General features: G+C 49.6%; 26 protein-coding genes. 11 read left to right on the top strand and 15 right to left on the bottom strand.

Annotated features, from left to right (window positions below):
* Positions 1 to 48 precede the first annotated feature (48 nt).
* From JIN82_RS03610 to JIN82_RS03590, 5 genes are all read left to right on the top strand, one after another.
* A complete protein-coding gene (locus tag JIN82_RS03610; RefSeq protein ID WP_200310278.1) occupies positions 49 to 1149 on the top strand; it encodes an aminopeptidase in 1101 nt (366 codons plus the stop codon).
* 87 nt (positions 1150 to 1236) lie between these two features.
* Positions 1237 to 2625 carry an ankyrin repeat domain-containing protein gene (locus tag JIN82_RS03605; RefSeq protein WP_200310277.1) on the top strand — a complete coding sequence of 463 codons (1389 nt, stop codon included), beginning with the start codon at positions 1237 to 1239 and terminating at the stop codon, positions 2623 to 2625.
* Positions 2626 to 2637: 12 nt separating this feature from the next.
* Positions 2638 to 3096 carry an acetolactate synthase gene (locus JIN82_RS03600; protein WP_200310276.1) on the top strand — a complete coding sequence of 153 codons (459 nt, stop codon included), beginning with the start codon at positions 2638 to 2640 and terminating at the stop codon, positions 3094 to 3096.
* A gap of 8 nt (positions 3097 to 3104) precedes the next feature.
* Complete coding sequence (ruvB, locus tag JIN82_RS03595; protein ID WP_200310275.1) at positions 3105 to 4133, top strand: Holliday junction branch migration DNA helicase RuvB; 1029 nt, start codon at positions 3105 to 3107, stop codon at positions 4131 to 4133.
* Position 4134: 1 nt separating this feature from the next.
* A complete protein-coding gene (locus JIN82_RS03590; protein ID WP_200310274.1) occupies positions 4135 to 4644 on the top strand; it encodes a YcxB family protein in 510 nt (169 codons plus the stop codon).
* Positions 4645 to 4682: 38 nt separating this feature from the next.
* On the opposite strand, the gene JIN82_RS03585 is transcribed toward JIN82_RS03590, so the two are convergent.
* From JIN82_RS03585 to JIN82_RS03565, 5 genes are read right to left on the bottom strand one after another with little or no spacing between them, the layout of a single operon-like run.
* On the bottom strand, positions 4683 to 5885 hold the full coding sequence (locus tag JIN82_RS03585; RefSeq protein ID WP_200310273.1) for a hypothetical protein: 1203 nt from the start codon (positions 5883 to 5885) through the stop codon (positions 4683 to 4685).
* A gap of 31 nt (positions 5886 to 5916) precedes the next feature.
* Positions 5917 to 6990: a hypothetical protein gene (locus JIN82_RS03580; protein ID WP_200310272.1), complete on the bottom strand. Its 1074-nt coding sequence runs from the start codon at positions 6988 to 6990 to the stop codon at positions 5917 to 5919.
* Positions 6991 to 7002: 12 nt separating this feature from the next.
* Entirely contained in the window at positions 7003 to 7719 is a 717-nt protein-coding gene (locus tag JIN82_RS03575; protein ID WP_200310271.1) for a hypothetical protein, read from the bottom strand.
* Positions 7716 to 8624, bottom strand: a complete 909-nt coding sequence (locus JIN82_RS03570) for an ABC transporter ATP-binding protein (RefSeq protein ID WP_200310270.1) — start codon at positions 8622 to 8624, stop codon at positions 7716 to 7718. Before JIN82_RS03570 ends, JIN82_RS03575 begins: the two co-directional genes overlap by 4 nt.
* A complete protein-coding gene (locus tag JIN82_RS03565) occupies positions 8611 to 8943 on the bottom strand; it encodes a GntR family transcriptional regulator (RefSeq protein WP_234041750.1) in 333 nt (110 codons plus the stop codon). Before JIN82_RS03565 ends, JIN82_RS03570 begins: the two co-directional genes overlap by 14 nt.
* Positions 8944 to 9216: 273 nt before the next feature.
* Here JIN82_RS03565 and JIN82_RS03560 point away from each other — a divergent pair, with 273 nt between their 5' ends.
* Complete coding sequence (locus tag JIN82_RS03560) at positions 9217 to 9786, top strand: hypothetical protein (RefSeq protein WP_200310268.1); 570 nt, start codon at positions 9217 to 9219, stop codon at positions 9784 to 9786.
* A 188-nt stretch (positions 9787 to 9974) separates the two neighbouring features.
* Here JIN82_RS03560 and JIN82_RS03555 read toward each other — a convergent pair whose 3' ends face one another.
* Both JIN82_RS03555 and JIN82_RS03550 read right to left on the bottom strand, forming a co-directional pair.
* On the bottom strand, positions 9975 to 10280 hold the full coding sequence (locus tag JIN82_RS03555; protein ID WP_200310267.1) for a hypothetical protein: 306 nt from the start codon (positions 10278 to 10280) through the stop codon (positions 9975 to 9977).
* A 93-nt stretch (positions 10281 to 10373) separates the two neighbouring features.
* The gene (locus JIN82_RS03550) at positions 10374 to 10832 is read right to left on the bottom strand and encodes a YehS family protein (RefSeq protein WP_200310266.1); all 459 of its coding nucleotides are present in this window, start codon (positions 10830 to 10832) and stop codon (positions 10374 to 10376) included.
* Positions 10833 to 10993: 161 nt separating this feature from the next.
* Here JIN82_RS03550 and JIN82_RS03545 point away from each other — a divergent pair, with 161 nt between their 5' ends.
* On the top strand, positions 10994 to 12028 hold the full coding sequence (locus JIN82_RS03545; protein ID WP_325099464.1) for a helix-turn-helix domain-containing protein: 1035 nt from the start codon (positions 10994 to 10996) through the stop codon (positions 12026 to 12028).
* A 95-nt stretch (positions 12029 to 12123) separates the two neighbouring features.
* Positions 12124 to 12417: a hypothetical protein gene (locus tag JIN82_RS03540; protein WP_200310264.1), complete on the top strand. Its 294-nt coding sequence runs from the start codon at positions 12124 to 12126 to the stop codon at positions 12415 to 12417.
* 89 nt (positions 12418 to 12506) lie between these two features.
* On the opposite strand, the gene JIN82_RS03535 is transcribed toward JIN82_RS03540, so the two are convergent.
* Positions 12507 to 14144 carry a peptide chain release factor 3 gene (locus tag JIN82_RS03535; protein ID WP_200310263.1) on the bottom strand — a complete coding sequence of 546 codons (1638 nt, stop codon included), beginning with the start codon at positions 14142 to 14144 and terminating at the stop codon, positions 12507 to 12509.
* A gap of 479 nt (positions 14145 to 14623) precedes the next feature.
* Between JIN82_RS03535 and JIN82_RS03530 the strand changes: the two genes are divergently transcribed.
* The 3 genes from JIN82_RS03530 to JIN82_RS03520 all read left to right on the top strand — a co-directional run bounded on the left by JIN82_RS03530 (position 14624) and on the right by JIN82_RS03520 (position 18008).
* On the top strand, positions 14624 to 16093 hold the full coding sequence (locus JIN82_RS03530; RefSeq protein WP_200310262.1) for a glycosyltransferase family 39 protein: 1470 nt from the start codon (positions 14624 to 14626) through the stop codon (positions 16091 to 16093).
* Positions 16094 to 16110: 17 nt separating this feature from the next.
* Positions 16111 to 17058: a glycosyltransferase family 2 protein gene (locus tag JIN82_RS03525; protein WP_200310261.1), complete on the top strand. Its 948-nt coding sequence runs from the start codon at positions 16111 to 16113 to the stop codon at positions 17056 to 17058.
* Between the two features lie 197 nt (positions 17059 to 17255).
* Positions 17256 to 18008, top strand: a complete 753-nt coding sequence (locus JIN82_RS03520) for a hypothetical protein (RefSeq protein ID WP_200310260.1) — start codon at positions 17256 to 17258, stop codon at positions 18006 to 18008.
* Positions 18009 to 18076: 68 nt separating this feature from the next.
* Here the strand turns inward: JIN82_RS03520 and JIN82_RS03515 are convergent, their stop codons facing one another.
* From JIN82_RS03515 to JIN82_RS03485, 7 genes are all read right to left on the bottom strand, one after another.
* Positions 18077 to 18700: a DUF1287 domain-containing protein gene (locus JIN82_RS03515; RefSeq protein ID WP_200310259.1), complete on the bottom strand. Its 624-nt coding sequence runs from the start codon at positions 18698 to 18700 to the stop codon at positions 18077 to 18079.
* A gap of 149 nt (positions 18701 to 18849) precedes the next feature.
* Positions 18850 to 19488: an NAD(P)H-dependent oxidoreductase gene (locus JIN82_RS03510; protein WP_200310258.1), complete on the bottom strand. Its 639-nt coding sequence runs from the start codon at positions 19486 to 19488 to the stop codon at positions 18850 to 18852.
* 14 nt (positions 19489 to 19502) lie between these two features.
* Positions 19503 to 21812, bottom strand: coding sequence for an LPS-assembly protein LptD (locus JIN82_RS03505; protein WP_200310257.1), 2310 nt, complete (start codon positions 21810 to 21812; stop codon positions 19503 to 19505).
* A gap of 73 nt (positions 21813 to 21885) precedes the next feature.
* Positions 21886 to 22254 (bottom strand): hypothetical protein, encoded by a 369-nt coding sequence (locus JIN82_RS03500; protein WP_200310256.1) that lies wholly within the window; start codon positions 22252 to 22254, stop codon positions 21886 to 21888.
* The gene (locus JIN82_RS03495; protein WP_200310255.1) at positions 22233 to 22682 is read right to left on the bottom strand and encodes a phage holin family protein; all 450 of its coding nucleotides are present in this window, start codon (positions 22680 to 22682) and stop codon (positions 22233 to 22235) included. Before JIN82_RS03495 ends, JIN82_RS03500 begins: the two co-directional genes overlap by 22 nt.
* 72 nt (positions 22683 to 22754) lie before the next feature.
* Positions 22755 to 23141, bottom strand: coding sequence for an ElaB/YgaM/YqjD family protein (locus tag JIN82_RS03490; protein WP_200310254.1), 387 nt, complete (start codon positions 23139 to 23141; stop codon positions 22755 to 22757).
* A 74-nt stretch (positions 23142 to 23215) separates the two neighbouring features.
* Complete coding sequence (locus JIN82_RS03485) at positions 23216 to 23827, bottom strand: MBL fold metallo-hydrolase (protein WP_200310253.1); 612 nt, start codon at positions 23825 to 23827, stop codon at positions 23216 to 23218.
* Between the last annotated feature and the right edge of the window lie 205 nt (positions 23828 to 24032).

Raw genomic sequence — 24032 nt, 5'->3', positions numbered from 1 at the left:
GCTAGGTTCCGAGATTGACATATTAGCTGGATTAGTAAGGTTGAATGCATGCAAGATCCACGTGTCATCCAGCTGGCCAAGCAATTGGTAGAGTATTCTGTGAATGTCCAAAAAGACGAAAAGGTATTGCTGCACCTTTTTGATGTTCCCGAAGCAATTGGACTAGCGCTTATTGATGCCGTTAGGGATGCGGGAGGGACGCCATTTGTCCGTTTGGAAAGCGGTCTCATCAACCGCACCATGGCGCTCGGCGCGACTGATGAACAATACGGCGCGATGGCTGAGCTGCAGCTGGCGGAGATGAAAAAAATGGATGCCTACATCGCCATCCGCGGTGGAAACAACATTGCCGAAACCTCTGATGTGCCAGCTAGCAAAATGAAGCTGATGATGTCTCATGTGCGCGCGGTGCTAGATTACCGCGTCAAACAGACAAAGTGGTGTGTCTTGCGCTGGCCTAGCAGCTCAATGGCCCAGCAAGCTGGCATGAGCACAGCTGCCTTTGAAGATTTCTATTTTGATGTCTGTTTGCTAGATTACAAATCATTGCTGCCAGCTATGGAAGCATTGAAAAAGCGCATGGATGAAGCTGAGCAGGTCCATATCATTGGCAATGGCACAGATTTGAAATTCTCAATCAAAGACATTCCAGCTATCGTTTGTGGTGGTAATTACAATATCCCAGACGGGGAAGTTTTCACCGCGCCAGTGAAAAATAGTGTGCAAGGGGTTGTTCAATACAATGCTCCAACAATCTATCAAGGTGTGCCATTCGACTCTATCCGCTTGGAATTTGTTGACGGCAAAGTTGTCAATGCTGAGGCGGGCGGTAAAACTGAAGCGCTCAACGAAATCTTGGATTCTGACGAAGGCGCACGCTTCATCGGTGAATTTGCCATCGGTTTCCACCCTGTAATCAAAGAGCCAATGCGCGACATCTTGTTTGATGAGAAAATTGCTGGATCATTCCACTTCACCCCTGGCCAAGCATACGAGGAAGCCGACAATGGCAACCGCTCACAAGTCCACTGGGACATGGTGAATATCCAGCGCCCTGAGTACGGTGGTGGGGAAATCTACTTTGATGGCGAGTTGATCCGCAAAGACGGCCAGTTTGTTGTCGATGATCTCAAAGAACTCAATTACTAACGAGCTAACAGCGGGGTCGTCCAGCTAATCGCTAGGATGACCTCAAATGTAATTGATTTTTAGCTAGATCGATTTATAGGTGGTACTATGCATTTGCATGGATTCATCTCACGAGGGCTGATTTTATCTAGCTGCTGTCTATTGTTAGTCGCATGCGGCAGTAAGGCTAAGCGCGAGCTCAAGTCGCGTGGTTATGACGTGAGTGAGCTAGCATTTGTGCAGGCAGCTAAAAAAGGTGACGTCGTTGCGCTCAAGCATCTCGTTGCCGAAGGCATAGATGTAGGTGCGCATGATCCAGCTGGCTGGCCGGCGATGCATGTCGCTGCGCGTGCTGGTCGTTTTGAGGTGATAGATTTTCTTCTCCAGCTGGACGCTGACATCAACGAGCAGGGACCAGACGGATCCACAGCTTTGTTATTGGTCGTCCGCGACGGAGATCCAGCTAGCACTAAGTTTTTACTGCAGCGCCATGCGCGAGTAGACCTAGCCAATAAACAAGGGGAGACACCGCTCAGCGTAGCGATCTCCAAGGGCTCGGACGAGCTCATTGTTAGCTTGTTGGAATCAGCTGGCGATCAGATGGGAAGTTTGATGCAAGGGGCGGTAAGAGCTGGCGCTTCAGCTGAAGTGATCCAGATGCTGGTTGACCAAGGGGCGCCGCTATTCACCCTAGCTAAGGGCGGCAAGACATTATTTATGTTAGCTGCGGAACACGGTCAGGGGGATACGGCAATCGCATTGCTAGAACATGGCATTTGTCCCTATTCTCTGGACGATACAGGGAAATGTGCGCTGCAGCTGGCTGAAGAAAATGGTCATAGTGAAGTGGCCAAGCAACTGCGGTCGAAGCTGAGCGAGTGGCCGCGGCTGATGCCCAAATCTACAGCAGGCACTTCATGGCACAGTTCTGTGGGACAATCACTGACTGAGTCATTAGAGCAACAAAGCGGTATCATCTCAGCCTTGCATCACAGTAAAGTCAGCGTGGAGCAAGCGACTCCATTAGACCAACAGTGGCAATTTCTAGCATACGAACACTACGTCTTGCCGATTAGCTTGCTTGCTGTGGACGAGAGTGGACAGGCGAAAATTCGCCAGTGGTACGATGTGGTTCAGCTGGACGATATTGTCGCTGGTGAGAGTATGGCTGGGGGAGCCTATCAAGTGGTGACAATGCAGCGAAAATTAGTACGCGACCTCGCCACGAGCGACATGGTAGACCGCTCACTACTGCAGCTGAAAGACATTAGGAGCGAGGTGGCCATAGCTATAGAAAGTGGCCAGCTAGCCTACGTGATCGAGCCGCAAGCATTACTTCGGCATTTTAAGTCTGGTAAATTATATATTGCTAGGCGAGGTGATCAATTCTACTCGATGTCGGGCGAGGTGATCGTCATCGACTCATTATCTGCAGCGCAAATCACTTTGACAAGCGGATCTGAAGAAGGCATAAACCTTTCATTAGGCGCTAAATAAAAGAGCAAAGTCATGAGTGAGATGGAAGTGAAACCAAAGGGAACATTGCCCACGCAGTTCAGTGTATTGTTAAAGAATCGGGCTGGAGCCCTAAGCTCGCTAGTTCGCTTGCTGCATCGAGCAAAGATCGAAGTGGTTGGGCTGAGCATGCAAGATTCTCACGATGTTTCAGTAGCTAGATTAGTTCTATCAGACCCAGATCTGGCCTCTCAGCTATTCATAGAAAAGGGCATCGCCTTCAATACCTGTGAGTTATGTGTTGTGGCACTGCGCGATGTCAATGCTGGGCTCAGCAAATGCCTCGATACGCTCAGAGCTGCCGAGACTAACGTCGACTTCACCTACACACTTTTGTGCCACCCGCACGGCAAAACCTTGCTCGCAATGCATTTGGAAGATACCTTTTTTGGCGTATCCGTGCTCAGCTCAGCTGGAGTGCAGATAGTCTACGAAGAAGACCTGCTGCGATAGCCACTGCCATGTCAGAATCATTTTACCAACCCAAAGGGGATCAGCCAGACGATCCTGGATTTGATCTATCATTGCGCCCGCCAGACTTTAGCGAGTTCCACGGGCAGGAGAAAATTAAAGACCGCCTCATGCTCATGGTTGAGGCCGCGCAAATGCGTGATGATGTGCTTGAGCACGTGCTTCTATCAGGGCCTCCCGGATTGGGCAAAACCACTCTAGCAAACATCATCGCTGGCGCAGCGGGAACCAATTTACATACCACTTCCGGGCCGCAGATTGAAAAGGCTGGCGATCTAGCTGGCGTGCTAACCAATCTGCAAAAAGGCGACATTCTCTTTATTGATGAGATCCACCGTCTGCATCCAGCGATTGAGGAATACCTCTATCCAGCGATGGAAGATTACCGGCTAGATATCATCATCGACTCCGGTCCATCAGCTAGATCTATCCAGCTGAATTTGCCAAAGTTTACTCTAGTGGGTGCAACTACCCGCGCTGGCATGCTCACCTCGCCATTGCGTTCGCGTTTTGGTCTCGTCAATCGACTTGATTATTACACCGCCGAGCAGCTTAGCGTGATCATCGATCGCTCAGCTGGCTTGCTCAAGGTGGAGATTACCGCAGACGGATCATTAGAAATTGCCCGTCGTTCGCGTGGTACTCCACGGATTGCTAACAACCTGCTGCGTTGGGTGCGAGATTTCGCTCAAGTGCGTTCTGATGGCACGATCACTGGTGAGGTGGCTAATGAAGCACTGGCGATGATAGAAATCGACCAAGATGGTCTCGATGAAATGGATGCCCGCATTCTCGAAGCCATGATTTATAAATTCAACGGCGGTCCTGTAGGTCTATCAACTCTAGCCGTAGCCATTGGTGAAGACGCTTCGACCTTGGAAGAAGTTCACGAGCCATTCCTCATTATGCAAGGTTTCATGAAACGCACTCCACGAGGGCGTGTGGCCATGCCTGCTGCCTATTCAAAAATTGGCGCCCCTCAGCCAGTGCGCTCAGATCAGCCAGATTTGTTTAGTTAGGATGAAGACATTAAACTTGGAGTTAGATATCGCGGAGGAAGACCACGTCGCGGCTCAAAATCTCTATCAGGCGATGTCTCCAATGGTGAAATACGGAGCCCTTTTTTTCGCCCTATTGGCTCCCGTCATTGTTTTTTTCATGTTCAGATTAGACGCTGAGAGTAGCATGAAGGGGATAGCTTGTGGTCTCTTTGGTGCTTGGTTTGGCTTGCTCTGGCTCTACTTGTACTATCTGCCTAAGCAGGCGAAAAAACAATTCGCCCAGCTGAAGAAGCTTGGTTGTAAGGCTCGATACACTATCGATCAAGATGGTTTCGAGCTGGAGAGTGAAAACGGCCGTGTTCGCCAGAAATTGGAAAATCTTCATGCTTGGAAAAGCAATGATAGAGTCCTTCTTGTTTATCTATCTGATTGGCAGTTTATGATTCTTCCTCGCAGGTTTTTTGCCAGTGATGACGACTACCAATGGCTTCAGGAATCTCTATCGACTCACCTAGGTAAGATGAAGTGAAGGGGCTAGCTAGGACTTAGTCAGGATGCTGAAGTTGCTTATTGATCGGCTGCTTGAGTCGTTAGCTCATTTTTATCTAGCTGGGCTAACATTTTCTGTGCGCTTTCTTGCCAGAAAAATGAATGCTTCAGCTGGCTAGCAGCTTGCATGCGAATGTGGTCGGGGCGCTCGGCATCTTGCGCCACCCGGGAGCTGTAGTGAATCGCCCAGAAGTCGATCGCGGCACTCACAAAAATCACCAAGACGTGCAGCGCAACTAGGCCAGTGTACTTGTATTTTGGTAGTGCGCAGATGATTAACAAAATGGCTAGAAGGATCAATGGGAAGCCGGGCATGAGCCAGTTAGCTAGCAAGACACCCTTGGCGGCAATTTCCTCATCAAATGATATATGGAAGCCCATGCGATCAGAATCGAGCCTGTCAGCTAGAAGCTTATCGCTGTCCTCTGGGAGCAGGTGATTAGATAATGAGCTCAGCTCAATTTTCTCCATCCGTGCTTCTTTGTGTACCAGCCAAACGATGATATAGCTATGATAGCTAAGGTCTAAAGGGGTGAGTGAGATCTTATTGGGGGTGTGGTTGTAAATAAGATTGCCGTCACTTTCTAAGATGTGACCAAGTTTGCTCTGTCGGACCTTTTTCAAGTCCCAGTCAATGCTGCCTGAGGAGCTCGAGTGATGTGAAGCGCTGATGCTTTCCTTTCTGTATTCGCCGCTAATCCACTCCGATGTGGGAGAAAATGAATCTAAGCTGGCAGATAAATGCAAACCTTGAAATGCCAGCTGGAAGGGATCAGCTGGCATCGCCGTTGTCGGGGCGATCCATTGCTGTACGCGTGTTGTATTGGGGTCGTCTAGATCAGCCGATATCAAAAACATGACCATCACCTGATAGTCATTTGGAGCTTGTTCAGGAGAGGGAAGGTCTGCCGCTGTCTCAGCTGGAACCGAAATCATTAATGATGATCTATCAATGTTATTTGCTGTATAGTTAGAGCGCAGAAATAACATGCTATTGGCGAAGATGAAAACTAGGATGAAAATGCCTACGCTGGCTAGAGCCCACCTGAATGGAGTCGGAAGCGGACGTGGCACCTTTTTCAGCACAAAGGGGAGAATGAAAAAGCCACCCAAAGCAAGGAAAGGTAGCCCGTATTGCGCGTGGCAAATCATAATGCCACAGACGATCAAGGCGATTAGAGTGACTGTTAGCGCTAAGAATTTGATGATGGATGGTTTCATATCAGCTGAATCGGAGCGGGGCTATTGCAGCTTAGTTCTTACATTGCCGCAGGGCTTCTTGCGCGCTGTCTTGCCAGAAGAAGGTTTGTTGCATTTGGTGGGCGGCGCGCATGCGTTGTTCATGGGCTTGCTGGCTGTCTAGGGCGATGTTGCGGCTGAAGTTAAGCGCCCAGTAATCCACGGCTGATAGAGCAAAAATGAAGATGACAACCAGAGCCGTAAGCGAGAATGATTTATCCCACGGGCTGGCCACGGTTATGAAAATGAGGGCCGCGAGAGCGGGCATAAAGGATAGGCCTAACCATGAGCTTATTCGGTTGATATGGGGTTTGTTTGAGCTGTAGGGTAAGCCGAGTTCCCAGCCAAGGTTTTCAGGTCGGTAAGCGAGCGAGTTAGGCAAGTCTTTCACATAGTCTTGTAAATCTGATAGGGGGATGGTTTTTAAGGGATCGTCTTTTTTAGCAATCCAGCTGATGTTATACGCTTGGAGTTTTTGACCATCGACAGCGCTGGGAATGAGCTGAAACCATCGCGGACCTTGCCCTATCTTGAGGTGTCCATTGGGGGCACCGATGGGGCCAGGTGTGATGGAGTAACCGCCAGCGCCACTTGAATTGCCACCATTGCTGCGCTCAAGCGAAGCTCGAGCACGTACCTGAATACTTCGGCTGGAAATGTTTTTGCCCGGCTCGATTTCTAAGCTAGAAGCATTACCAGCTCTGTTGATAGTAGTTTTAGGCAGGCCTTTATCATATCTAACTTTCTTTTGTAAGATAGTGGTTTTAGAATCGTCATCGATGTCTGAGCTGATCACTAGAGTAGCGAGAACGATCCAGTCAGTAGGCTTGCTGTTTTTTATTTCTTCTTCACTCGGTGTATAGCTAGGAACCTGTATGGTCGTGCTGCTTTGTTTGAGTTTTGACGCAAGCACGGTATCACGTACATGGATCACCGTGTTGCCTATCAATCCAGCTAGAATGATCAGCCCAATGCCTAGCGAGCACAGACGCCATTTGCGCGGTAGTGGATTTGGGATGCGCGGATAGATCCATTTGCTGAAAAAGCTGAGCGCAAAAATCAGCACGATAAGGTAGATGATATTCATGATTTGCTAGATTTAGCTGATTGGGGTTTTGCCCAGATAGACGCGCAGAGACTGAAATAGCAGCAGGGCTGTAGTCGCCGGCATCAGGAATACGGCGACGTCGGTGAATTCCAGCTCCTGATATCCATTGGCGCTCTCCAGTAGAGTGAGGAGAAAGACCGATGGCAAGAAGACGATGGCCAGAGCTAAGGAGAGCATCGCTGAGAATTGTTTGATGTTGGTGATCATCGAATTCAAAGCAAAGTTCGTAAGGTAAAGTGAGGTGCCTGCGAATATTGCAATGATGAGCATGTCGCCTAACTCTTTTTCGTCGATTGTGCTGGGGGTAGCTAGGCCACTTTGGAAAAACCAGCTCCAGAACTTAGAGGAAAGGTCAAAGAAGGTCACGGTGGTCATAAGGATGATCGCACTGAGGAGAATGGCTAAGCCAGCTAGTAATCGCGACCAATAATAATCAGCCCGTCTAAATGGCAAGGTGAAGGCGTAGGACTCACGCATTTCTATCAAATCACTACAGCCCAATGCGTAGGAGAGATAGATCGCAAGAAGCAGTGAGCTCGCCACAATCATGAAACCGCTATGGTCTATAGGCAGCAGGAAAAAGAAGGTGGTGATCAGGCTGAGAAGGATTTTCCCAGTCTTTAACATGCGCTGTTGATCGCGCCACAGAATGGCCTTCCATGTCTCTGGATAAACCGCGTAGATAGATTGTTTCGCTAAACTGTTCATGAGGCTTTGCGTAGTTGGGTGAGTTCGATGAAGAGGTCTTCTAAGTTCATTGGAAATAGCCCAACTTGTACGTCAGTGCGGCGCGCATAGCTGTCGAGCTGGTCAAGCGAGTCGAATTTGGCAGTTCCAGTTAGGATGGGCCCATTTATAGTCAGACTGCCTATTTGTCCTGGCAGGGTGAAGTCAGCTGGCGGGTTTGTTCCCTTCGGAAAGATGACCTGAACTTTGCGGACAAATTCGCTCAGCTCGATGAGGTTGGCTTGGTAGCTGATCTTGCCGTTTTGCAGCATGCCTAAGGTGGAGGCGACGCGCTCTAGGTCGCTAAGAATATGGGTGCTGAGTAGAACCGATAGATTCTCACGCTCGGCTAAAATGTCGGCGAGTTCAGAGACGAATGTTATTCTTGTTAGTGGGTCGAGGTTAGCGGCTGGTTCATCTAGCAAGAGTACTTCAGCTTGTGAGGCGATAGAGAGCACAATGGCGGCTTTGCGCTGCATACCTCCAGACATATACTTGAAAGAATGGAACAGCGGGAGGTCAAATTTGCGTGCCAGGTAGCCAGCTTGTTTGGCGTTCCATTTGGGGAAACATTTCTCGTAGTAGATGAAATGCTCCATCAATGATAGATTGGGGTAGCCGCTGTTATATTGCCCCACATAGGCGGTGCGAGCTCGCTGGGTTGGCGATGCGTGGCGGAAGTTTGAGCCGAGGATTTGGGTTCGCCCAGAGCTGGGAGCTAGTAGGCCGGTGAGGCAGCTGAACAGGGTCGTTTTGCCCGCGCCGTTTTCGCCGATTAGGCCATAGACCTCGCCGGGTTGCACGCTGAGGTCTAGACCACGGAGGACTTCGGTACCAAGTTTGTAGCTTTTGTGTAGCTGGCTGACTTCGATGCTAGGTCTTGTCATGATGCTTAATTTCTATCTGGATAAGTTGGATGAGGCGGTCAAAGGGGATGTCCAGCTGGCTGGCTTGTTGGACGAGTAGCTGGCAGCTTTCGCTGAGTTCATTTTCGCGTTGTTTGCGGCTGGCTATTTGCTCGATGGCGGTGACAAAAAAGCCTTTGCCTTTTTGGCTCACGGCAATGCCAGCGTGTTCGAGTTCGTTGTAGGCTTTGACGATAGTGCCGGGGTTGACGGCGAGTTGTTTGGCTAGCGAGCGGATAGATGGTAGCTGGGAGCCAGCTGGCAATACGCCACTGCTGCGATACGCGGCTATCTGCTCCATGATCTGGCGATAGGCTGGGACGCCTGTCGCTGGGTTGATCTGTAGGTGCGGTAAGGGTGGCATAAATGCGTGTCGTTCTGTATGGGTACACTGATACAGTTAGTTTTTTTGTGTGGCAAGATTTTTCTTATTTGTTGGGCTGGCGTGATCTGTTGGAGGGCATTTTCCACAAGTTGATTTTGCTAGCTAGCAGTCGGCTATGCGCGTGATGGCAGTTGATAAAAATATTAATTATCGACAAGTTAGGGAAATTCCGCGAGTAACTTGGTAGTTATGAAACTTAAAAAGTGCATTTTTCCTTTGGTAGCAGTGATGGCAGTGAGCTCATGTGATAAGGGAGGTAGCGATGATGCGAGCCAGGTAGATGCTCCAGCGGAAGCAAAAACTGAAGCGGCAGCAGAGGTAGCCGATACTTCTGAGGTGGCTCCAGCAGCAGCTAGTGTTAGTCGTCACGAGGAAATTGCCGATCAGGTATTGAACGCGATGACTGACTTTGCTGACGAGATGCTGAAGGTTAAAGATATGGAAACTGCGCAGGCCGCTAAAGTTGAGTTAGATAAAATTGGCGATCGCTTCACCGCCCTCTCAGCTGAGCTGGAAAAGATGGAGCTGCCTGATGCGGAGTTGAAAACTAAGATCAGCAAAAAGATGGAAGCTAGGGAGTCTGAAATCGAAGCTAAGATGGGCGACAAAATGCAGAACATGATGCTTAGCCTAGATGCCGATACTCAGACATTTGTGCAGGGCATGATGATGGAGTTTTTTGGCAAAGTGATGGTGGCAGGCGAGCAGATGGAGCGCCACTTCAGCATGGAAGAGGCTGCTGCCGAACCAGCTGAATAACCAGCTGATAGATACATTTTAGAACTAAAAAAGCCACACCAGAGAAGATCTGGGGTGGCTTTTTTATTTTAAATAGTCAGTTCTATTATGGTTGAGGTCCTTTGCTAGGAAGCTGGACTTCATCTAGCTGGACTTCATCTAGCTGGACTTCATCTAGCTGGCTACATCGTGGGATGTGGCGAGCTGGATTATTTGCCTTTTTGGCTGATCAGTTCAGCAAGCTGGCTGGCTTTCTCTAAGATCGTAGCTGTGTCACAGCCGTGTGAGTAGTAGTTTTTCATGAGCATGGCGATCATGCTAGCTGGCAGCTTGTATGGACGAGCTGATAGGGTGTCGCGCAGACCTTGTTTTTCGTTGTCGCGCAGAATGACGATGGCTTGCTCGTGCAGTTCTTTAGGGATCAATTTTTCGATCTCTTCCTGCAGTTTTTTTGGTGTTGATTTTGGAAATCCGAATGAGGCGCCCTTAGGTGCTTTTGCTTGTTCTTCTGACATAGTGATTAGATTTGGTGCAGCGTGGCTGCTGGTGATGATGATAGGTTCCGGTGAAGGAGCGTGACGGGGGAGATTGAGATTTTCTAGCTGATACTAACTAGGGACGTGGCCGAGGCCAGCGATGAATTTGCGCAGCACTTGCTCGGGGCAATCTGCATAGTGGCGGTGGCCGTATTTGCGGAAAAATGAGCCGAGCTCGGCTTTGGTCACCACAAACTCAGCTTGTTCAAATACGGTGAGCATGCCTTCTTCGCGTAGGTTGAGGGCGATGCGTAGTTTCTTTAAGATCTCGTTTCTAGACAGCTGGCTCAGCGCCTCTGGCACGGTGCCATCTGGGCGCGGACCACGTCTTTCGATGATCAGGCCGTCGAGGAATTGGCAGAGATCAACATCCGTGAGCGCTTGGTAATCTTTGTGACCTTCGCGCTGCAACCAGCCTGCTACCTGAGCTGGCTGGACCTCGGCTCCCACGTGAGCGATGATTTTGCTCACCTGCACGTCGGTGAAGTTGAACGCGTAGCGAAGACGGCGAAGGATGTCGTTATTGTTCATAAATTTTGCGTACGCTGAGGCCTGCGCCGCCAGATTCAAGCATATTTGCTCCAGCTGGGGTTTTCGGTAAGGGGATGATGCATGATCTGGCGTGGGATGGTTGGTGATTGTAGACATTTTGAAATGTCTATAATTGACATTTTAAAATGCCTATTTAGGGTATGATCAAGATGATAAGTTTTTCAGATCTCAGGAGAAGGCACGGGTATAGCCAGCGTGATGTGGCCCGTTTGTCGGGATTGCGGTTTGAGACGATTTCACGAATAGAAGCTGGGAAAAACCGCCCGCATCGCAAGACCGTAGCTAAGCTGGCTAAGGTGCTGGAGGTGGATGAGGAGGTGATTGATAGAGCGCTGTTAGCGATAGCGAAGCAGGGGCAAGATGAACCCTACGTGGGCTGGCGGTTTTTGGCTGGGCTGGATGGAGATTTACGTGCGGGCTTGATTGAGCAGTTGATTTGTCAATGGACGCATCACTCGACTGGGCTGGAGGGAAATACGATCTCGGCGGGAGATACCCATCTGATTTTGACCCAAGGGCTGACGGTTAGTGGCAAGTCGCTACGCGAGCACGAAGAGATCCATGGGCATGGTTCAGCGATCAAGCTGATATCCAGCTGGCTGAATGACAAACAGAAGCTATCGGTGGGCAGATGCCATGAGCTGCATCGGCTGGTACAAACTGAGCGGACACTGGATGCCTACGCGCCAGTGGGCCAATGGAAGGTGGAGGCTAACGGAACGACGGCGATTCGCTCGCAGGGTGATCCCGAGTGGCATGAATATAGCCATCCGCGGCATGTGGCGGCGCTGATGGATCAGTGGTTAGATTTATTTAATAAAAGTGCAAAAGTAATTGCGGACGGAGGCTCAGCAATTGATGTCTACACCACCCTTCATTTAGCATTTGTAAGCATTCACCCCTATGCTGATGGCAATGGTCGGCTAGCTAGATTACTAGCTAACATTCCCTTACTAAAGGCTGGCTTGCCTCCAGTGCTGGTAAAGGTTGAGTCGCGCCGCGATTACCTGACTCTATTGGGTGATTACTGTACTGCCTATCCTGCTCCCAAACCGGGCGAGTCCTTGGTGCATAAAAATGATGAATTCAGGAAGTTGCTGCAATTTTTCGAACAAGAATGGCAGCCAGTTAGGCAGCTGATTGCTGAGTTTCACGACAGGCAAAAGCAGCGGTGAAATCAGACTGGCGATTTCATCTGGGAGTGCTTGTGGTAAATTGCGCTGGTCTGCAGCTGGAAATTGCCTGAGGGTAGCTGGTAAATTATCTGCTTATGGAAACTCAAGAAATTCAGCAATACATAGCGGCTGCGATTGGCGCCAAATTTACCGACTTCAGCAGCGAATCTGGCGAGGTGATGACCAGCCCGGAAGGTGACGGTCGATTTCTCGGCAAGGTATTTGCGACGAGGTATTCTGGATTGCCAGTAGGGCGAGATATTTACCTAGCGGTGGGGGAGAGCGCGCAAAAAGTACAGATCGTTAGGCTGGGCCGCTCTGAGTGTGTGAAGCCTGAGGTAGCGGATTTAGATCTGCTGCTAGAAAAGGAGCTAGATGTGAAGAAGTAAAAACGAAGCGGATGAATGGGCTGGCGGCATGGTAAAAATGCGCGCCAGCTGTCACCCTAACTTCGTTGTTATTGGTCTGGTTTTTAATCCTACCCGTTCGCGTGGTTGCGGAAGGTAAGGTGGTCGTTACGGTCGTGCAGCACACTGACCATATACTGAGATGATAGAAGAACCACCCAGTTGCCGTCTTGGTCGCGGGCGACCGAGCAGCCTGATGGCAGCTTGACTTCAGGAGGATCGCTGTCGCGTCTCATGGTGTCAGGCACGTTTTCCTCGAACCACTGAACGACCGACCATGGTGAGTGCTCGAGACGAGTTTCTACCTGGTACTCGGAGATGAGGCGGGCTTGTAGCACCTCGAACTGCAGTGGGCCAACGGCGCCTAGCAGAGGAACCGCGCGCATGCTGCCGTGGACGTTGTATGCCTGCGCGACACCTTCTTTCATCAGCTGCTCCATACCGGCGCGGTAGCGCTTGATGTTAGCTGTGTCGTTGTTGACGATGTAGGTGAAACACTCAGGAGTGAATCGAGGCATCTCGTTGTAGACGACTTTTGGGTCACTAGTTAGAGTGTCGCCGATGAGGAAGTTGTAGTTACCCACGAGAGCTAGAATGTCTCCAGCGTAGGCTGTATCGAGAGTTTCGCGATCTTGGCCAAAGAGTTTTTGCGCATTGGAGAGTCTGACTTTTTTGCCAGTGCGCTGGTCGATGACTTGCATGTCGCGCTCAAAGATACCGGAAACGATGCGTACAAAAACAGCTCGGTCGCGGTGGCGCGGGTTCATGTTAGCTTGAATTTTGAAAACAAAGCCGGAGAAGTTGTTAGTTTCGGGGGCGACCATTTTCTCATCACTAACGCGGCCAGCTGGCTCAGGAGCCATTTCTAGAAAGCTCTCTAGCATGTTTTCCACACCAAAGTTATTCATGGCGCTACCAAAGTAGATAGGCATCTGCTCGCCAGCGAGAACACGCTCGATGTCTAGCGGCTCAGTGAGGCCGTCGAGCATTTCTACTTCTGAGGTGACGGCTTCGTAGAGGTCATCGCTGAGTGCTTCGCGCACTTTATCATCTTCGATGCCGGCGACTTCTAGCGGGGCTTTGAATGCGCCGCCTGTGGTGCGCTCAAAGAGGTGAACTTCATCTTTGCTGCGATCATAAACGCCGCGGAAGCGTGGGCCGTCGCCGAGTGGCCAGTTGACGGGTGCTGGCGCGAGTTTGAGCACTTCTTCCAGCTCGTCGATGAGCTCGAGAGGGGCACGCGATGGGCGGTCCATTTTGTTAACAAAAACAAAGATAGGCACACCGCGCTGGCGGCAAACATCAAACAGCTTGAGTGTCTGTGGCTCGACACCTTTACCGGCATCAATGACCATGACCGCGGCATCTACTGCGGAAAGTACGCGATAGGTATCTTCAGAAAAGTCGTGGTGACCGGGAGTGTCTAGTAGGTTGACGCAGCGGTCTTTGTATTCGAACTGCAGCACGGTGGAGGAGACCGAAATACCACGTTCTTTTTCCATCGCCATCCAGTCACTGGAGGTGGATTGTTCTTCTTTTTTCGAGGTGACACTGCCAGCTAGGCCAATGGCTCCACCGTAAAGCAGGAGCTTTTCGGTAAGCGTGGTTTTTCCCGCATCCGGGTGCGAGATGATGGCAAATGTGCGGCGGCGAGAAATCTCGCGAGCTGCAGTGGCTGGAACTGTGTTGATGGTAGCTGTAGTGGTCAAGGCGAGAGAGAGGTAGCTTAAAGCGGGCCGATTGGCAACACAGGCTGTGGGTAATTTCTCTAAATGGACACAGGTAGTGGTGTTAGGATGGCTGTCCAGTTGGCTGGAAATTTCTCGTATAAAAGTGGCCAAGCTAGTGGTGAACTGGCGTGGCTGGGAGGATTAAGCGGGTGAATTGGCGTAGAAAATGGAGTCCACCAGCGGGTTAATTTTTGTTTTCAGCAGGCTGGACGAGTTGGATGCGGTCAGCATGATGAGTGCAAGCGGGGCGCATGTGATTTGATTTGGTTTCATTGAAGATGGTTTGGATGATCAAATAAAAGGATTTAGTTTCGGGGTTATAGCTCTGCTGCAGCGGGCTTGGGGCATGTCGCTGGATTGCTGCAGATTTTCTACGCTGAGCGGATAATTTTTCGTGTCGATGGAGCTGAGCTGTGTTTAGGCTGGCGGCGGAAACACTTCACAAGTCAGATAAAGGTATGTTTTTAGATCGCCCCAAACGAGTTTTCGCCATCTGGGCAATGTGTCACTTAGTGATTTGGACATTGGTGCCATGGTTGTGCAACGAGTGTCTACCGCTGGACTGCATGGAGGCGGTGATGTGGGGATCTCAGTGGCAGTGGGGGTACGATAAACATCCTCCGCTGAGTGCTTGGACCGCCGAGCTAGCGGCTCTCATCATGGGGGATGCCGGTATCTATCTGCTCAGCCAGCTATGTATTGTGACGGCAGCCATTGCGGTCTACAAACTCGCTCGTTTTTTTGCGCTGAGCAGCAAACAAGCGGTGTTGGCAATCTTACTGCTAGATACCATTTATTTCTATCAATACATCAGCGTGGAATACAATGTGAACTACTTGCAGATGCCATGTTGGGCGTGGGGCTGGTATTTTGGCCTGCGTGGGCTTCGCGATCAAAAGTGGCTGTATTGGCTGGGGCTGGGTGTCTGCGTGGCAGCGGGCGCTCTGACCAAATATCTGGCAGTCTTTATGTTGATCCCTTTGTTCGCATGCTGGTGGCAGCGCGGTGAGCTTGGCAAGGCGCTGAAATCACCCGGGCTCTATCTAGCTGGATTGGTTTCTATTTTGTTATTCCTGCCGCACTTTTTCTGGATGATGGAGAATGAGTGGATGACTATCAGTTACGGATTGAGCCGCGGTGACTCTGAGGTTTCGCCATGGTGGCATCATCTATGGATGCCGGTTTATTTCCTCGGTGCTCAGTTAGCATTTCTAATTCCAATTGGGATTCTTGGGTTGTTAGCCTGGCGCAAAGAGAAATCATTTGGCGATCCGCCAGCTGGAAGTTTTGCTTTGGCATTTGGCGCGTACATTTTTCTAGCATTGTTTTGTTTGCTGATGGCCTTCAAGCCAGTGACGATGTGGGCTGCGCCGATGCCGCTGGCGATTGGCATCTGGGCGGTGACTAAGTTTAAGTTAGATCAATTTCCACAATGGGTGCTGAGGGCGTCGGTGATTATGTTTAGCTTGTTTGTGGTCGCCTATGTGGTGGTGTTTGGCTTTGGCCCGCAGATCCGTAAAACTCCTCATCGTGTTAATTACCCAGCGCGTGAGATTGCCAGCCAAGTTGAGAGCATTTGGCATGAGAAATATCAAACCGAGCTAGAGTATGTAGTGGCGGATGAGTGGTTAGGTGGCATTATGAACCGCTACGGGCAAGATCGCGCTGAGGTGATGATTCGTGGCTGGCTGGATCACTCGCGCTACCTAACTGATGAAGAAGTCAGGGAAAAAGGCGCTGTCATTTTGTGGCTAGAAAGCCGTGATGCCAGCTCGGGGAGGTCGAGACCTATGGAGGAGACCTTTGGTGATTTGAAATCTCGTTATCCTGGTATCTATCAGCTCGATGATTTGGTGATCGAGTGGCCGCGCCGCAGTGACGGTAATGCAGGGAGATATGGCATTGCTATTATCCCGCCAGCTAACTAATCCTAAATATATCAGCTATGTCAGAGAAACCCGTCATCAGTATCGTATCCCCTGCTTATAATGAAGAGGAGGGGATTGTAGATTTTATCAACGCCGTGGCTGATGTGATGGCGGGGGGAGATTTGAGCTGGGAGTTAGTTATCGTCAATGACGGCTCGCGTGATCGCACATTAGAGATTTTGCAGGAGAAATCTCAGTCATTAGAGCAGCTCGTCTGGGTTGATTTGTCGCGCAACTTTGGCCATCAAGCGGCGGTCACTGCCGCGATTGATCATTCTGTTGGCGATGCTGTGGTGGTGATGGATGCCGATATGCAGGACCCTCCGGCTCTGATTCCGCAGCTGATTTCTAGCTGGCAGGATGGTCATCAGGTGGTTTTTGCTAGACGAACCCAGCGTGCGGAAACTGGCATGCGCCGCGTTGGTTTTGCGCTTTTCCACAAGTTCTTTCGCTACGCTATTGCCTTTCCTATTCCACGGAATGTGGGGGTTTTCAGCCTGCTAGATCGTCGGGCGGTCAATGAGATCAAGAACCTACCCGAAAGTAATCGATTTTTACCAGGGCTCTACAGCTGGGTCGGCTTCAAGCAGGGGTTTGTTGATTACGCTCGCGACGAACGCTCGGCTGGTGCTCCTAAGCAGACTTTTCAAAGCCTGTTCAAATACGCTTTTGATGGTGTGCTAAGTTTTTCCTACAAGCCGATTCGTTTTCTAGGAGGGATTGGTTTGCTAACAGCTTTTTCGGCCTTTGCCATTGCAGTGTATTTTACCGCAAGGCGCCTGCTTGGCCACGAGGTTGCCTTCACTGGTTTCACTACCTTGGTGATTCTCATCAGCATGCTGGGCGGGCTGATTTTAGTCGCTATTGCTTTAGTGGGGGAATACATCGCCCGCATCTATGATGAGGTGAAACAACGGCCTATGTACATCGTGCAAGGGACGGCTCGAGATAGTGAATCGAGCTGACTTGGTGTCGCCGAATTAGATTTTTGTCTATTGTTAACTCGTTTATTATCAAACGTGTGATGTGTGTTTCTGCGTTCTAACCTGTGCAGGTTATCGCACTTGATTGAGGCAGTGTGATTTCGGGTTATTGCTGTGTGCGTTCATCTCTAATACAAATTTTAGTCGTATTGAGGAGATGGCAATTACCAATAATAAAAATGATGAAAAGCACACTTACAGCCGCCGCCCTTCTCGTAGGATTATCACTTCCAGCACTCAGCTCAGATGAACCAGAATTTCAGAGTTTCCACTACCTTGGCAAACACGGAAGTAGCGACAGCGCTGTTGAGTTCACCGCTTCTTCTTACTGGTCTAGCAAGTATCTCTCAAAGGGCCGTAGCCTGCTTGATAAAGGTGAAGGTCTTGTTGCTATGGACGCAGCAGTTAGCTACAACAACTGGACATTAGCCGCATGGTACGCAGTTTCTGACAGCAGCTCATTTGACGAGTTGGACATCATCGTTGCTTACAACTTCGAGCTGGGTGATTTTGATGGTTACCTCGCCTACACTCGCGTTGAGTTGTTTGACGACAACTGGGCTGACGACGAGTTCGAACTTGGTGTTGCATACAACGGTTGGGATAAATTCGACGCGTCAGCGACTTACATCTACTCACGCGAAAGCAGTGGTGGCTACCTCGAGCTCGAGCTCGCTGCGCCTATCGAAGTGATCGAAGAGCGCCTCACCGTAACACCTTTCATCCAGCAGGCATTTGATTTCGGTTACGTTCAAGATGATAGCGATTTCACTCTTAACCACTTCCAGGTTGGTGTAGTTGCTGATCTCACAATTACTGAAAACTGGAATCTGTTTGGCCGCTTTGATTACAGCTGGTCACAAGACGGTCTCAAAGACCTCAATCACAAAGACCAGTCTCGCGTAGCTGCTGGTTTCGCATACTCATTCTAATCATACGCTGATAGAAATATCTCTCATAGCGCTTGTCCTCTCGTTGTTCTGCTGCTGCCATCACCAGCTCAACGAGGGGATTTTTTGTTTGTAGGTATTCGGTAGTGGCCAGTTAGTTTGAATTCAAAGAGTCGGTCTTCCTCACGCGTTCCGCTACCAATATTGTGAATGACTAAGGGCGTTCCTGTAGCATTAGTGCGGCTGCTCACTATCATGATGTGCGGTAAATGCGGGGGCACCGTGCAGGTGACTAAATCTCCAGCTAGATAGTTAGCTGGATTGTCTGTGAGTTTTAGCTGATAGCCCATGCGCTTGAAGTAAGTTTGTAAATTGGGCACGCGCCGGTGATCGATGTTTTTGTCGGTACCTTTGAGCCCCCAGATTTTTGGGTAAGACGAAAAATTGGCCTTCATGTCCTCGTGGACAAGCTTCTGCAGGTCCAACTGGTGGCTTGTGCGTAATGCGCGAATGACCACATCCGTGCAAACTCCAGCCTCTAGCGGAATGTCCCCATTCGGATAGCTGAGTGACTGGTAGCTAGGGTCGTAACTCACAGTTTTTCCGATTTGCTGTCTCGCTGCGGCGACGATCTCAGATTTTGTTTCTTTGTGATGGGGTTGCGGCGCTGAGTCGCAATTTGTTAGTAATAGCAGTAGCGTCAGTGATGGAATGGTGAGACGAATTTTTTTCATGGCGGCTTCTTTTACTACGATTGGCTGAGCCTAATTATTAGGTTGAGATGTTAGTCTGCTTAGTTGGGCCTGTTTTGTGGATGATTCTAGGCAAAAAAATAGCCAGCGAGGTGCCTCGCTGGCTAGTTTTTGGAAATGAATGTTGTAGGCTAACGAAGCTCGACAACTTGCTCAGCTGGGAAGCGTACTTTGGCGGCTGATGCGTATTTGTCATCAGCGCTACGGTAGCCAATTGGGCAAGCGACGACAGTTTGGTAATCGCTGTCAGTTAGGCCGAGGATGTTGTCGTATTCAGCAGGGGTGATACCTTCCATTGGGCAGGCGTCCACGCCGAGGGCTGCTGCGCTCGCCATGAGTTGGCCAAGAGCGATGTAGACTTGGTTGCGTGCCCACGTGCTGATTTGAGCCTCATCCATCTTGCTAATGAAGCCGTTCATTAGATCGCTGTACATCTGTAGAGATTCGACTTCGACACCACGAGTTTCCGCTGTGTGAGAAATAAGCTTAGCCACATCTGAGCTATCAACCTTGGTTTTTGCACAGAGAACGATGTGGTGGGAGCACTCAGTAACCTGAGCTTGATTCCATGAGTGAGGCAGTAGTTGCTCTTTGATAGATTGGTTGCTAACAATAATGAACTTCCACGGCTGAAGGCCAAATGAAGATGGAGTGAGGACTAAGCTCTCAACGAGGGTATTGAGTAGGTCATCAGAAACCTTTTTGCTAGGGTCAAATTGTTTGGTGGCGTAGCGGGTTTGTAGTGATGAAATGAGTTCTTGCGGTGTCATTAGGGTGTGTTGTGTTATTGATTTACGTCGAGTGTGAGGGGAAGTGAGATAGATGGTAGGGCTTTCAGGCTAAAGTTAATCAGGAAGCCGTACTCATCTTGTTCTGCGCGGTTGTCACGCATCATCAGCCCAATGCTCGCCGTCCAACTGCTCATGTCTTTATGCAGCGAGTAGAGCTGGTATTCCAAAGTGGAGTCATCAAATTCCCATGACTGGTAGAAACTAACACCCCAAGTTTCTGAAAGTCTAGCGTATCCTCTTACGTCTAATCGATCACTGTTTTGCAGAACGGGATGGCTATCGAGGTGTCGGTAGCTGACGCTGAACTCGAGGTCGTCTTTCGGCATGAAGGTGGTCGACATCGTGAGTTCGTTGAAGTCGGCTTCGTCCTGGCTCAGCGGGAACTGAGTTTCCAGATTCAAATACATCCACGGTAGAGGTTGGAACCGCAGATCGTTGTATAGGTTAGACAAGTTTCTATCAAACTCAGGGTCGTCAAAATAGGCGTCGATGTAGGTGTCTAATGTGAGCCATTCATGGCTGCTGCCGTCGCGTTTAGTGAGCAATGTATTGCGCAAGCCAAGGCGAAGGATTGACCAATCTTGCAAGTCATCAATCGCACTGTAGCGGCCAACATCTAGCGGTCTTGGGCGAGTGCTCGCATTGAGTCTATCAACTTTAGTGAAGTTGCTCTGAATTTCCTCAGCCGCGACAAATGAGAAAGTCGAGTAGGGCTGCATGATGTGCATCAGTGAGTCGATGCCCCAGTCGTGGCGGTCGACGTCGTAAACTTTGGAGACTTTCATAGAGAGATCCATCGCTGCGGCAAAGTGCGCGCTTCCTTGGTTCTCTCCTGTGTTGTCGATATCCCAATATTGGCGATAGCCACCACCTAAACGGGGGGTTACCGCAAAGGTATCAGCTAACATGAAAGGCTTAGATATTTCCTGATGGGTATAAAATCGCTGGTAGTCAGCCTCAGGGAAGACAAGGTCTTCCATGTCTGGAATGCTGGCCTGATTTTTATAAGTGGGTCCGTATTCTCGATAAACACCTAGAGACGTTCTGCCCTCGTGTAGGATTCCTGAGTTGAAGATTGGTGCTCGTGCTTGGTCGACAAAAAGCTCGGGCAGGCGTGTGTCAGATTGATAAAACTCGTTAGGTCTGACACGTGCATAGACACCTGCTAGAGTCCTCTCAGATTGGCGAAATAGTCCAAGGGTATTGTCGGGTGCTGGATCTAGCTGGAATGTATTGGGTTCAAAATCTTCCAAGAAAAACTCATCTGAGAGGTAAGTGAGGTTAAAGTTGGCGTAGTATTTTCTATCGGTATTTTCGTCTAGGTCGAAGCGATACTTAAATTCGACTTTGCCACGGTTAGGGTCGAGTCCTTCACGTGGAATGCTTGACCTCTCGTAGTTTGGGTCCAAATCGTAGAGGTAGTAAAGTTTCAGCCAGCCTAGGTTTTTATTTTCCTTCATTCGCTGGTCGATGAGGTCGACGCCGAGGCCAACACCGCGACGAGTTCGCAGGTCGAGTTGCCAGTCGGACAATAGCCATTGGTCAGTCTTTTTACCTGTGTTAGGATCGGTCTTGCCGCCGAGCATGATCGCGTAGCGGTTAAGCAGGAATAACCCCCAACTGGTTTTTGCCCCGGGAGTGACATGATATCCGAGCGCTTGGTCGAGTGGCTGAGAAAGGTAGGGGAGATAGAAAAGTTGTCGATCGCCAGATTTTAGACGCATCTTCTCAAAGGTAACTCTCTCTTTATCTTCGATGGTTGTACTGTCAGACCTAAGCCAGTAGTTAGGTGTGGAGTAGTCGTGCGTGGTGATTCCCGCATTTTTGGCTTCTAGCAGGTGTTTGCCGTCTACAACCTTGCTGGAAAAATCATCGGCTTCGATGAAGAGCGGTGGCATTGCCGTGCGCAATTGCTTGGTATCTATCTGCTGGGTCTCGTAGTTAAAGATAGCCTTTTTGCCGCGCATGAGGACGGGGCCTTGGAAAATGCTAACATCGCCGTCAAGGTAGATATTTTGTGTTTTACTATCAACTCGAGCGCGGTTGGCAAAGAGCTCAAGGCCATTGTCCGCAATGATGCTAACATTGTCTTTGTAAATGATAGAGCCTGAGCCCATGTCAAATTCAATCCCCCCAGTATTATTGATCACTAGGCTTTCGGGCATAGAAGGGACGGCAAAGTCGTCTCCACCCAAAATTGAGGGGGCCTCAAATACTTCACCGTCACGCTCTGGCTGCACTTCTTGGGCCAGTGTGGAGAGCGAAACTACGAGTGATATGGAGCTAATGAAAAGGCGCTTCATGCGCAAGTGAGCATGCGCGAGGCTACGCCTGTAAGTAAAGGGTAAAGCCCTAGCTGAAAGCACTTAAATTCAGCTAGCGTCTGCTTTGTTGCGCGCGCTCCATGGCAAATTCCTTCAACTTAGAAACGACAAGTGCTTGAATAGCTGGTTTAGCCATTTGCATGAGCGAGCCAATGATGAGGTGTGAGAGCGGTTTTGGTGGGGCTACCAGCTTAACTTTTTGCTTTTTAGGTTTGCGGAATAAGAAGGTGGCTCCTAGTCCAGCTGCTAGTGAGCCAGCGAACCATTTGCTTGGCTGTTTGCTGATGGATTTGCTCACTTGGTTTTTCAGGTTGAACTCCTTACGGAGCCGTCCACCTTGCAAAGTCATTTGCGCTCGAGCTTTGGAAATTTCAGCTGTTAGCGCCTGCTTGCGTTGGGCTATTTCTGCTTTTGAAGCCATGCTTTGTCCTTTTCTATTTCTTGCTTAGTCAGTTCGAAAAATGGTGCCTCTGGCGATTTTTTCAGTTGTCGGTAGCAAATGAATGCACCAATAGCGTGAACCAATGCCAAGATGAATAAGGCCAGTGGCCAAGTGCCAAATTTTTCAGCGAAGCCGGGCATCATAGGAGTAAGTACACCAGCGATGATGCCAGTTAGTCCTGCCACAATGAGCATCCACGTGAATAAGGCAAGCAGAGCCAAGCCCACGCCCGCGGCTAATTTGATAGCGGTAAATTGGGCAGCTTCTTGAGCCTCGAGCTTAGTTAGTTCGGCACGATGTTTGATGAACGTGCTGAATGTTTGGCTAAACGCTTTGGCTGATTGCGATAGCCCAAGGTCATCTAATGACGGCCCAGTTGGAGCTTGGGGTTCCTCTTCGGGATTCATGTTTGGTGGGCAAAACAGAGATGAAAAACCGCCAAGGATTTAGCCCTTGGCGGTAAATAGTTGAAGGGCGAATTACTTACGAATAAGAAGGCCAACCACAAATCCGACACCCAATGCGGTGAGTACAGATTTAGTAGGATGCTGGCGGATATATTCTTCTGTGCTTGCGTGGCATTCGCGTGCTTTTACGCGGCTCTGTTGGATCTTCTCGTTAGATACCTGCTTGAGTTGCGCTGTGCGCTCGGCTGCTACGGCACGGGCATGCTGGCTGCGTTCTTCAGCAATTGCCTTTAAGTGTGCTGCTCTTTCAGCTGCGCTAGCTTTAAGCTCGTGTGCTTTATCACTGGCTTCGTTAGCAATTTGACGTGCCTTCTCTTTAGCTACGTCGAGCTTGCCAGATGTTGGTTCTGTTGTTGGAACTTCTGGTACAAATTCTGTTTCCGTGCTTGTTGTGTCCATATATTTAGTTGGTTATCGTAAAGTTATCGTTAGTACATTGGCACTGATCTTACTCAAGTGCAAGAAGATGCGTTTTATTTTTTGACATAAGGATTGCCATTCGCTTCGACGCCAATCGTAGTGCGAGGTCCGTGCCCTGGATAGACGCTGGTCTCATCTGGTAGGCTGTAGAGTTTTTCTTTAATGCTAGTGAATAATGTTAGCTCGTTGCCGCCTGGTAGGTCTGAGCGCCCAACGCCTGATGCGAATAGGGTATCTCCTGCAATTAGAGTCGCCGATCCTTGGTGATAGAAAGCGATGCTATCCACGGAATGCCCAGGGACGTGGAAGATTTCTAATGGCAGACCTGAAGCGTCGTGATTAGTAGTGTCTGCTAGTAGCTGGTCAATTTTGTAATCGCGGATGTTTACAGGAAGGCCCCAGGTTCTAGCGAGCTGTTGGTGAACTAGTTCTTCACTGCGCTCCATATAGGCGAGCACTGTTACGCCCATTTCATTGAGAGCCGCAACATCTTCGACATGATCAAAATGTTGGTGGGTGAGGTAACAATGGCTAGGTTTCTTGCCTTTACTTTGCAGCCAGCCGGCCACGCCTTCTGGCGCATCAAACAAAACACAAATGTCTCCATCTTCGATGAGGTAGGCATTGGTAGAAACCATGCCGCCTGTATAGACTGAAATTTCCATGCGCAGACTCTAGCTGGCTAGAGCGTGAAGCTCAAGCTTTGCCACAAAGCTTCTAAAATAGAAAAATACTGTTCAATTGTATTTTGTTTTAACTTGTTATCTTAGAATGGGTTGATTGCTTTTCTGTTTGCTTTGCTTGGGTCTCATTTCTGTTCACTAGAACAGATTTATGTTGACCGTGAGACTTTTGCTAGTAGTTTGGAAA

The organism is Persicirhabdus sediminis, assembly GCF_016595495.1.
In the GTDB taxonomy this organism is placed as follows: Bacteria; Verrucomicrobiota; Verrucomicrobiia; order Verrucomicrobiales; family Akkermansiaceae; genus Persicirhabdus; species Persicirhabdus sediminis.
This window is presented reverse-complemented; position numbering and strand designations above follow the sequence as displayed.

Coding starts and splice junctions, on each gene's coding strand:
- ruvB (WP_200310275.1), top strand. CDS start 3,105: ATGTCAGAATCATTTTACCAACCCAAAGGGGATCAGCCAGACGATCCT.
- JIN82_RS03495 (WP_200310255.1), bottom strand. CDS start 22,682: ATGAATCCCGAAGAGGAACCCCAAGCTCCAACTGGGCCGTCATTAGAT.
- JIN82_RS03610 (WP_200310278.1), top strand. CDS start 49: ATGCAAGATCCACGTGTCATCCAGCTGGCCAAGCAATTGGTAGAGTAT.
- JIN82_RS03585 (WP_200310273.1), bottom strand. CDS start 5,885: ATGAAACCATCCATCATCAAATTCTTAGCGCTAACAGTCACTCTAATC.
- JIN82_RS03505 (WP_200310257.1), bottom strand. CDS start 21,812: ATGAAGCGCCTTTTCATTAGCTCCATATCACTCGTAGTTTCGCTCTCC.
- JIN82_RS03485 (WP_200310253.1), bottom strand. CDS start 23,827: ATGGAAATTTCAGTCTATACAGGCGGCATGGTTTCTACCAATGCCTAC.
- JIN82_RS03570 (WP_200310270.1), bottom strand. CDS start 8,624: ATGACAAGACCTAGCATCGAAGTCAGCCAGCTACACAAAAGCTACAAA.
- JIN82_RS03575 (WP_200310271.1), bottom strand. CDS start 7,719: ATGAACAGTTTAGCGAAACAATCTATCTACGCGGTTTATCCAGAGACA.
- JIN82_RS03565 (WP_234041750.1), bottom strand. CDS start 8,943: ATGGAGCAGATAGCCGCGTATCGCAGCAGTGGCGTATTGCCAGCTGGC.
- JIN82_RS03520 (WP_200310260.1), top strand. CDS start 17,256: ATGATGAAAAGCACACTTACAGCCGCCGCCCTTCTCGTAGGATTATCA.
- JIN82_RS03545 (WP_325099464.1), top strand. CDS start 10,994: ATGATCAAGATGATAAGTTTTTCAGATCTCAGGAGAAGGCACGGGTAT.
- JIN82_RS03580 (WP_200310272.1), bottom strand. CDS start 6,990: ATGAATATCATCTACCTTATCGTGCTGATTTTTGCGCTCAGCTTTTTC.
- JIN82_RS03550 (WP_200310266.1), bottom strand. CDS start 10,832: ATGAACAATAACGACATCCTTCGCCGTCTTCGCTACGCGTTCAACTTC.
- JIN82_RS03490 (WP_200310254.1), bottom strand. CDS start 23,141: ATGGACACAACAAGCACGGAAACAGAATTTGTACCAGAAGTTCCAACA.
- JIN82_RS03555 (WP_200310267.1), bottom strand. CDS start 10,280: ATGTCAGAAGAACAAGCAAAAGCACCTAAGGGCGCCTCATTCGGATTT.
- JIN82_RS03540 (WP_200310264.1), top strand. CDS start 12,124: ATGGAAACTCAAGAAATTCAGCAATACATAGCGGCTGCGATTGGCGCC.
- JIN82_RS03600 (WP_200310276.1), top strand. CDS start 2,638: ATGAGTGAGATGGAAGTGAAACCAAAGGGAACATTGCCCACGCAGTTC.
- JIN82_RS03525 (WP_200310261.1), top strand. CDS start 16,111: ATGTCAGAGAAACCCGTCATCAGTATCGTATCCCCTGCTTATAATGAA.
- JIN82_RS03500 (WP_200310256.1), bottom strand. CDS start 22,254: ATGGCTTCAAAAGCAGAAATAGCCCAACGCAAGCAGGCGCTAACAGCT.
- JIN82_RS03515 (WP_200310259.1), bottom strand. CDS start 18,700: ATGAAAAAAATTCGTCTCACCATTCCATCACTGACGCTACTGCTATTA.
- JIN82_RS03530 (WP_200310262.1), top strand. CDS start 14,624: ATGTTTTTAGATCGCCCCAAACGAGTTTTCGCCATCTGGGCAATGTGT.
- JIN82_RS03590 (WP_200310274.1), top strand. CDS start 4,135: ATGAAGACATTAAACTTGGAGTTAGATATCGCGGAGGAAGACCACGTC.
- JIN82_RS03510 (WP_200310258.1), bottom strand. CDS start 19,488: ATGACACCGCAAGAACTCATTTCATCACTACAAACCCGCTACGCCACC.
- JIN82_RS03560 (WP_200310268.1), top strand. CDS start 9,217: ATGAAACTTAAAAAGTGCATTTTTCCTTTGGTAGCAGTGATGGCAGTG.
- JIN82_RS03605 (WP_200310277.1), top strand. CDS start 1,237: ATGCATTTGCATGGATTCATCTCACGAGGGCTGATTTTATCTAGCTGC.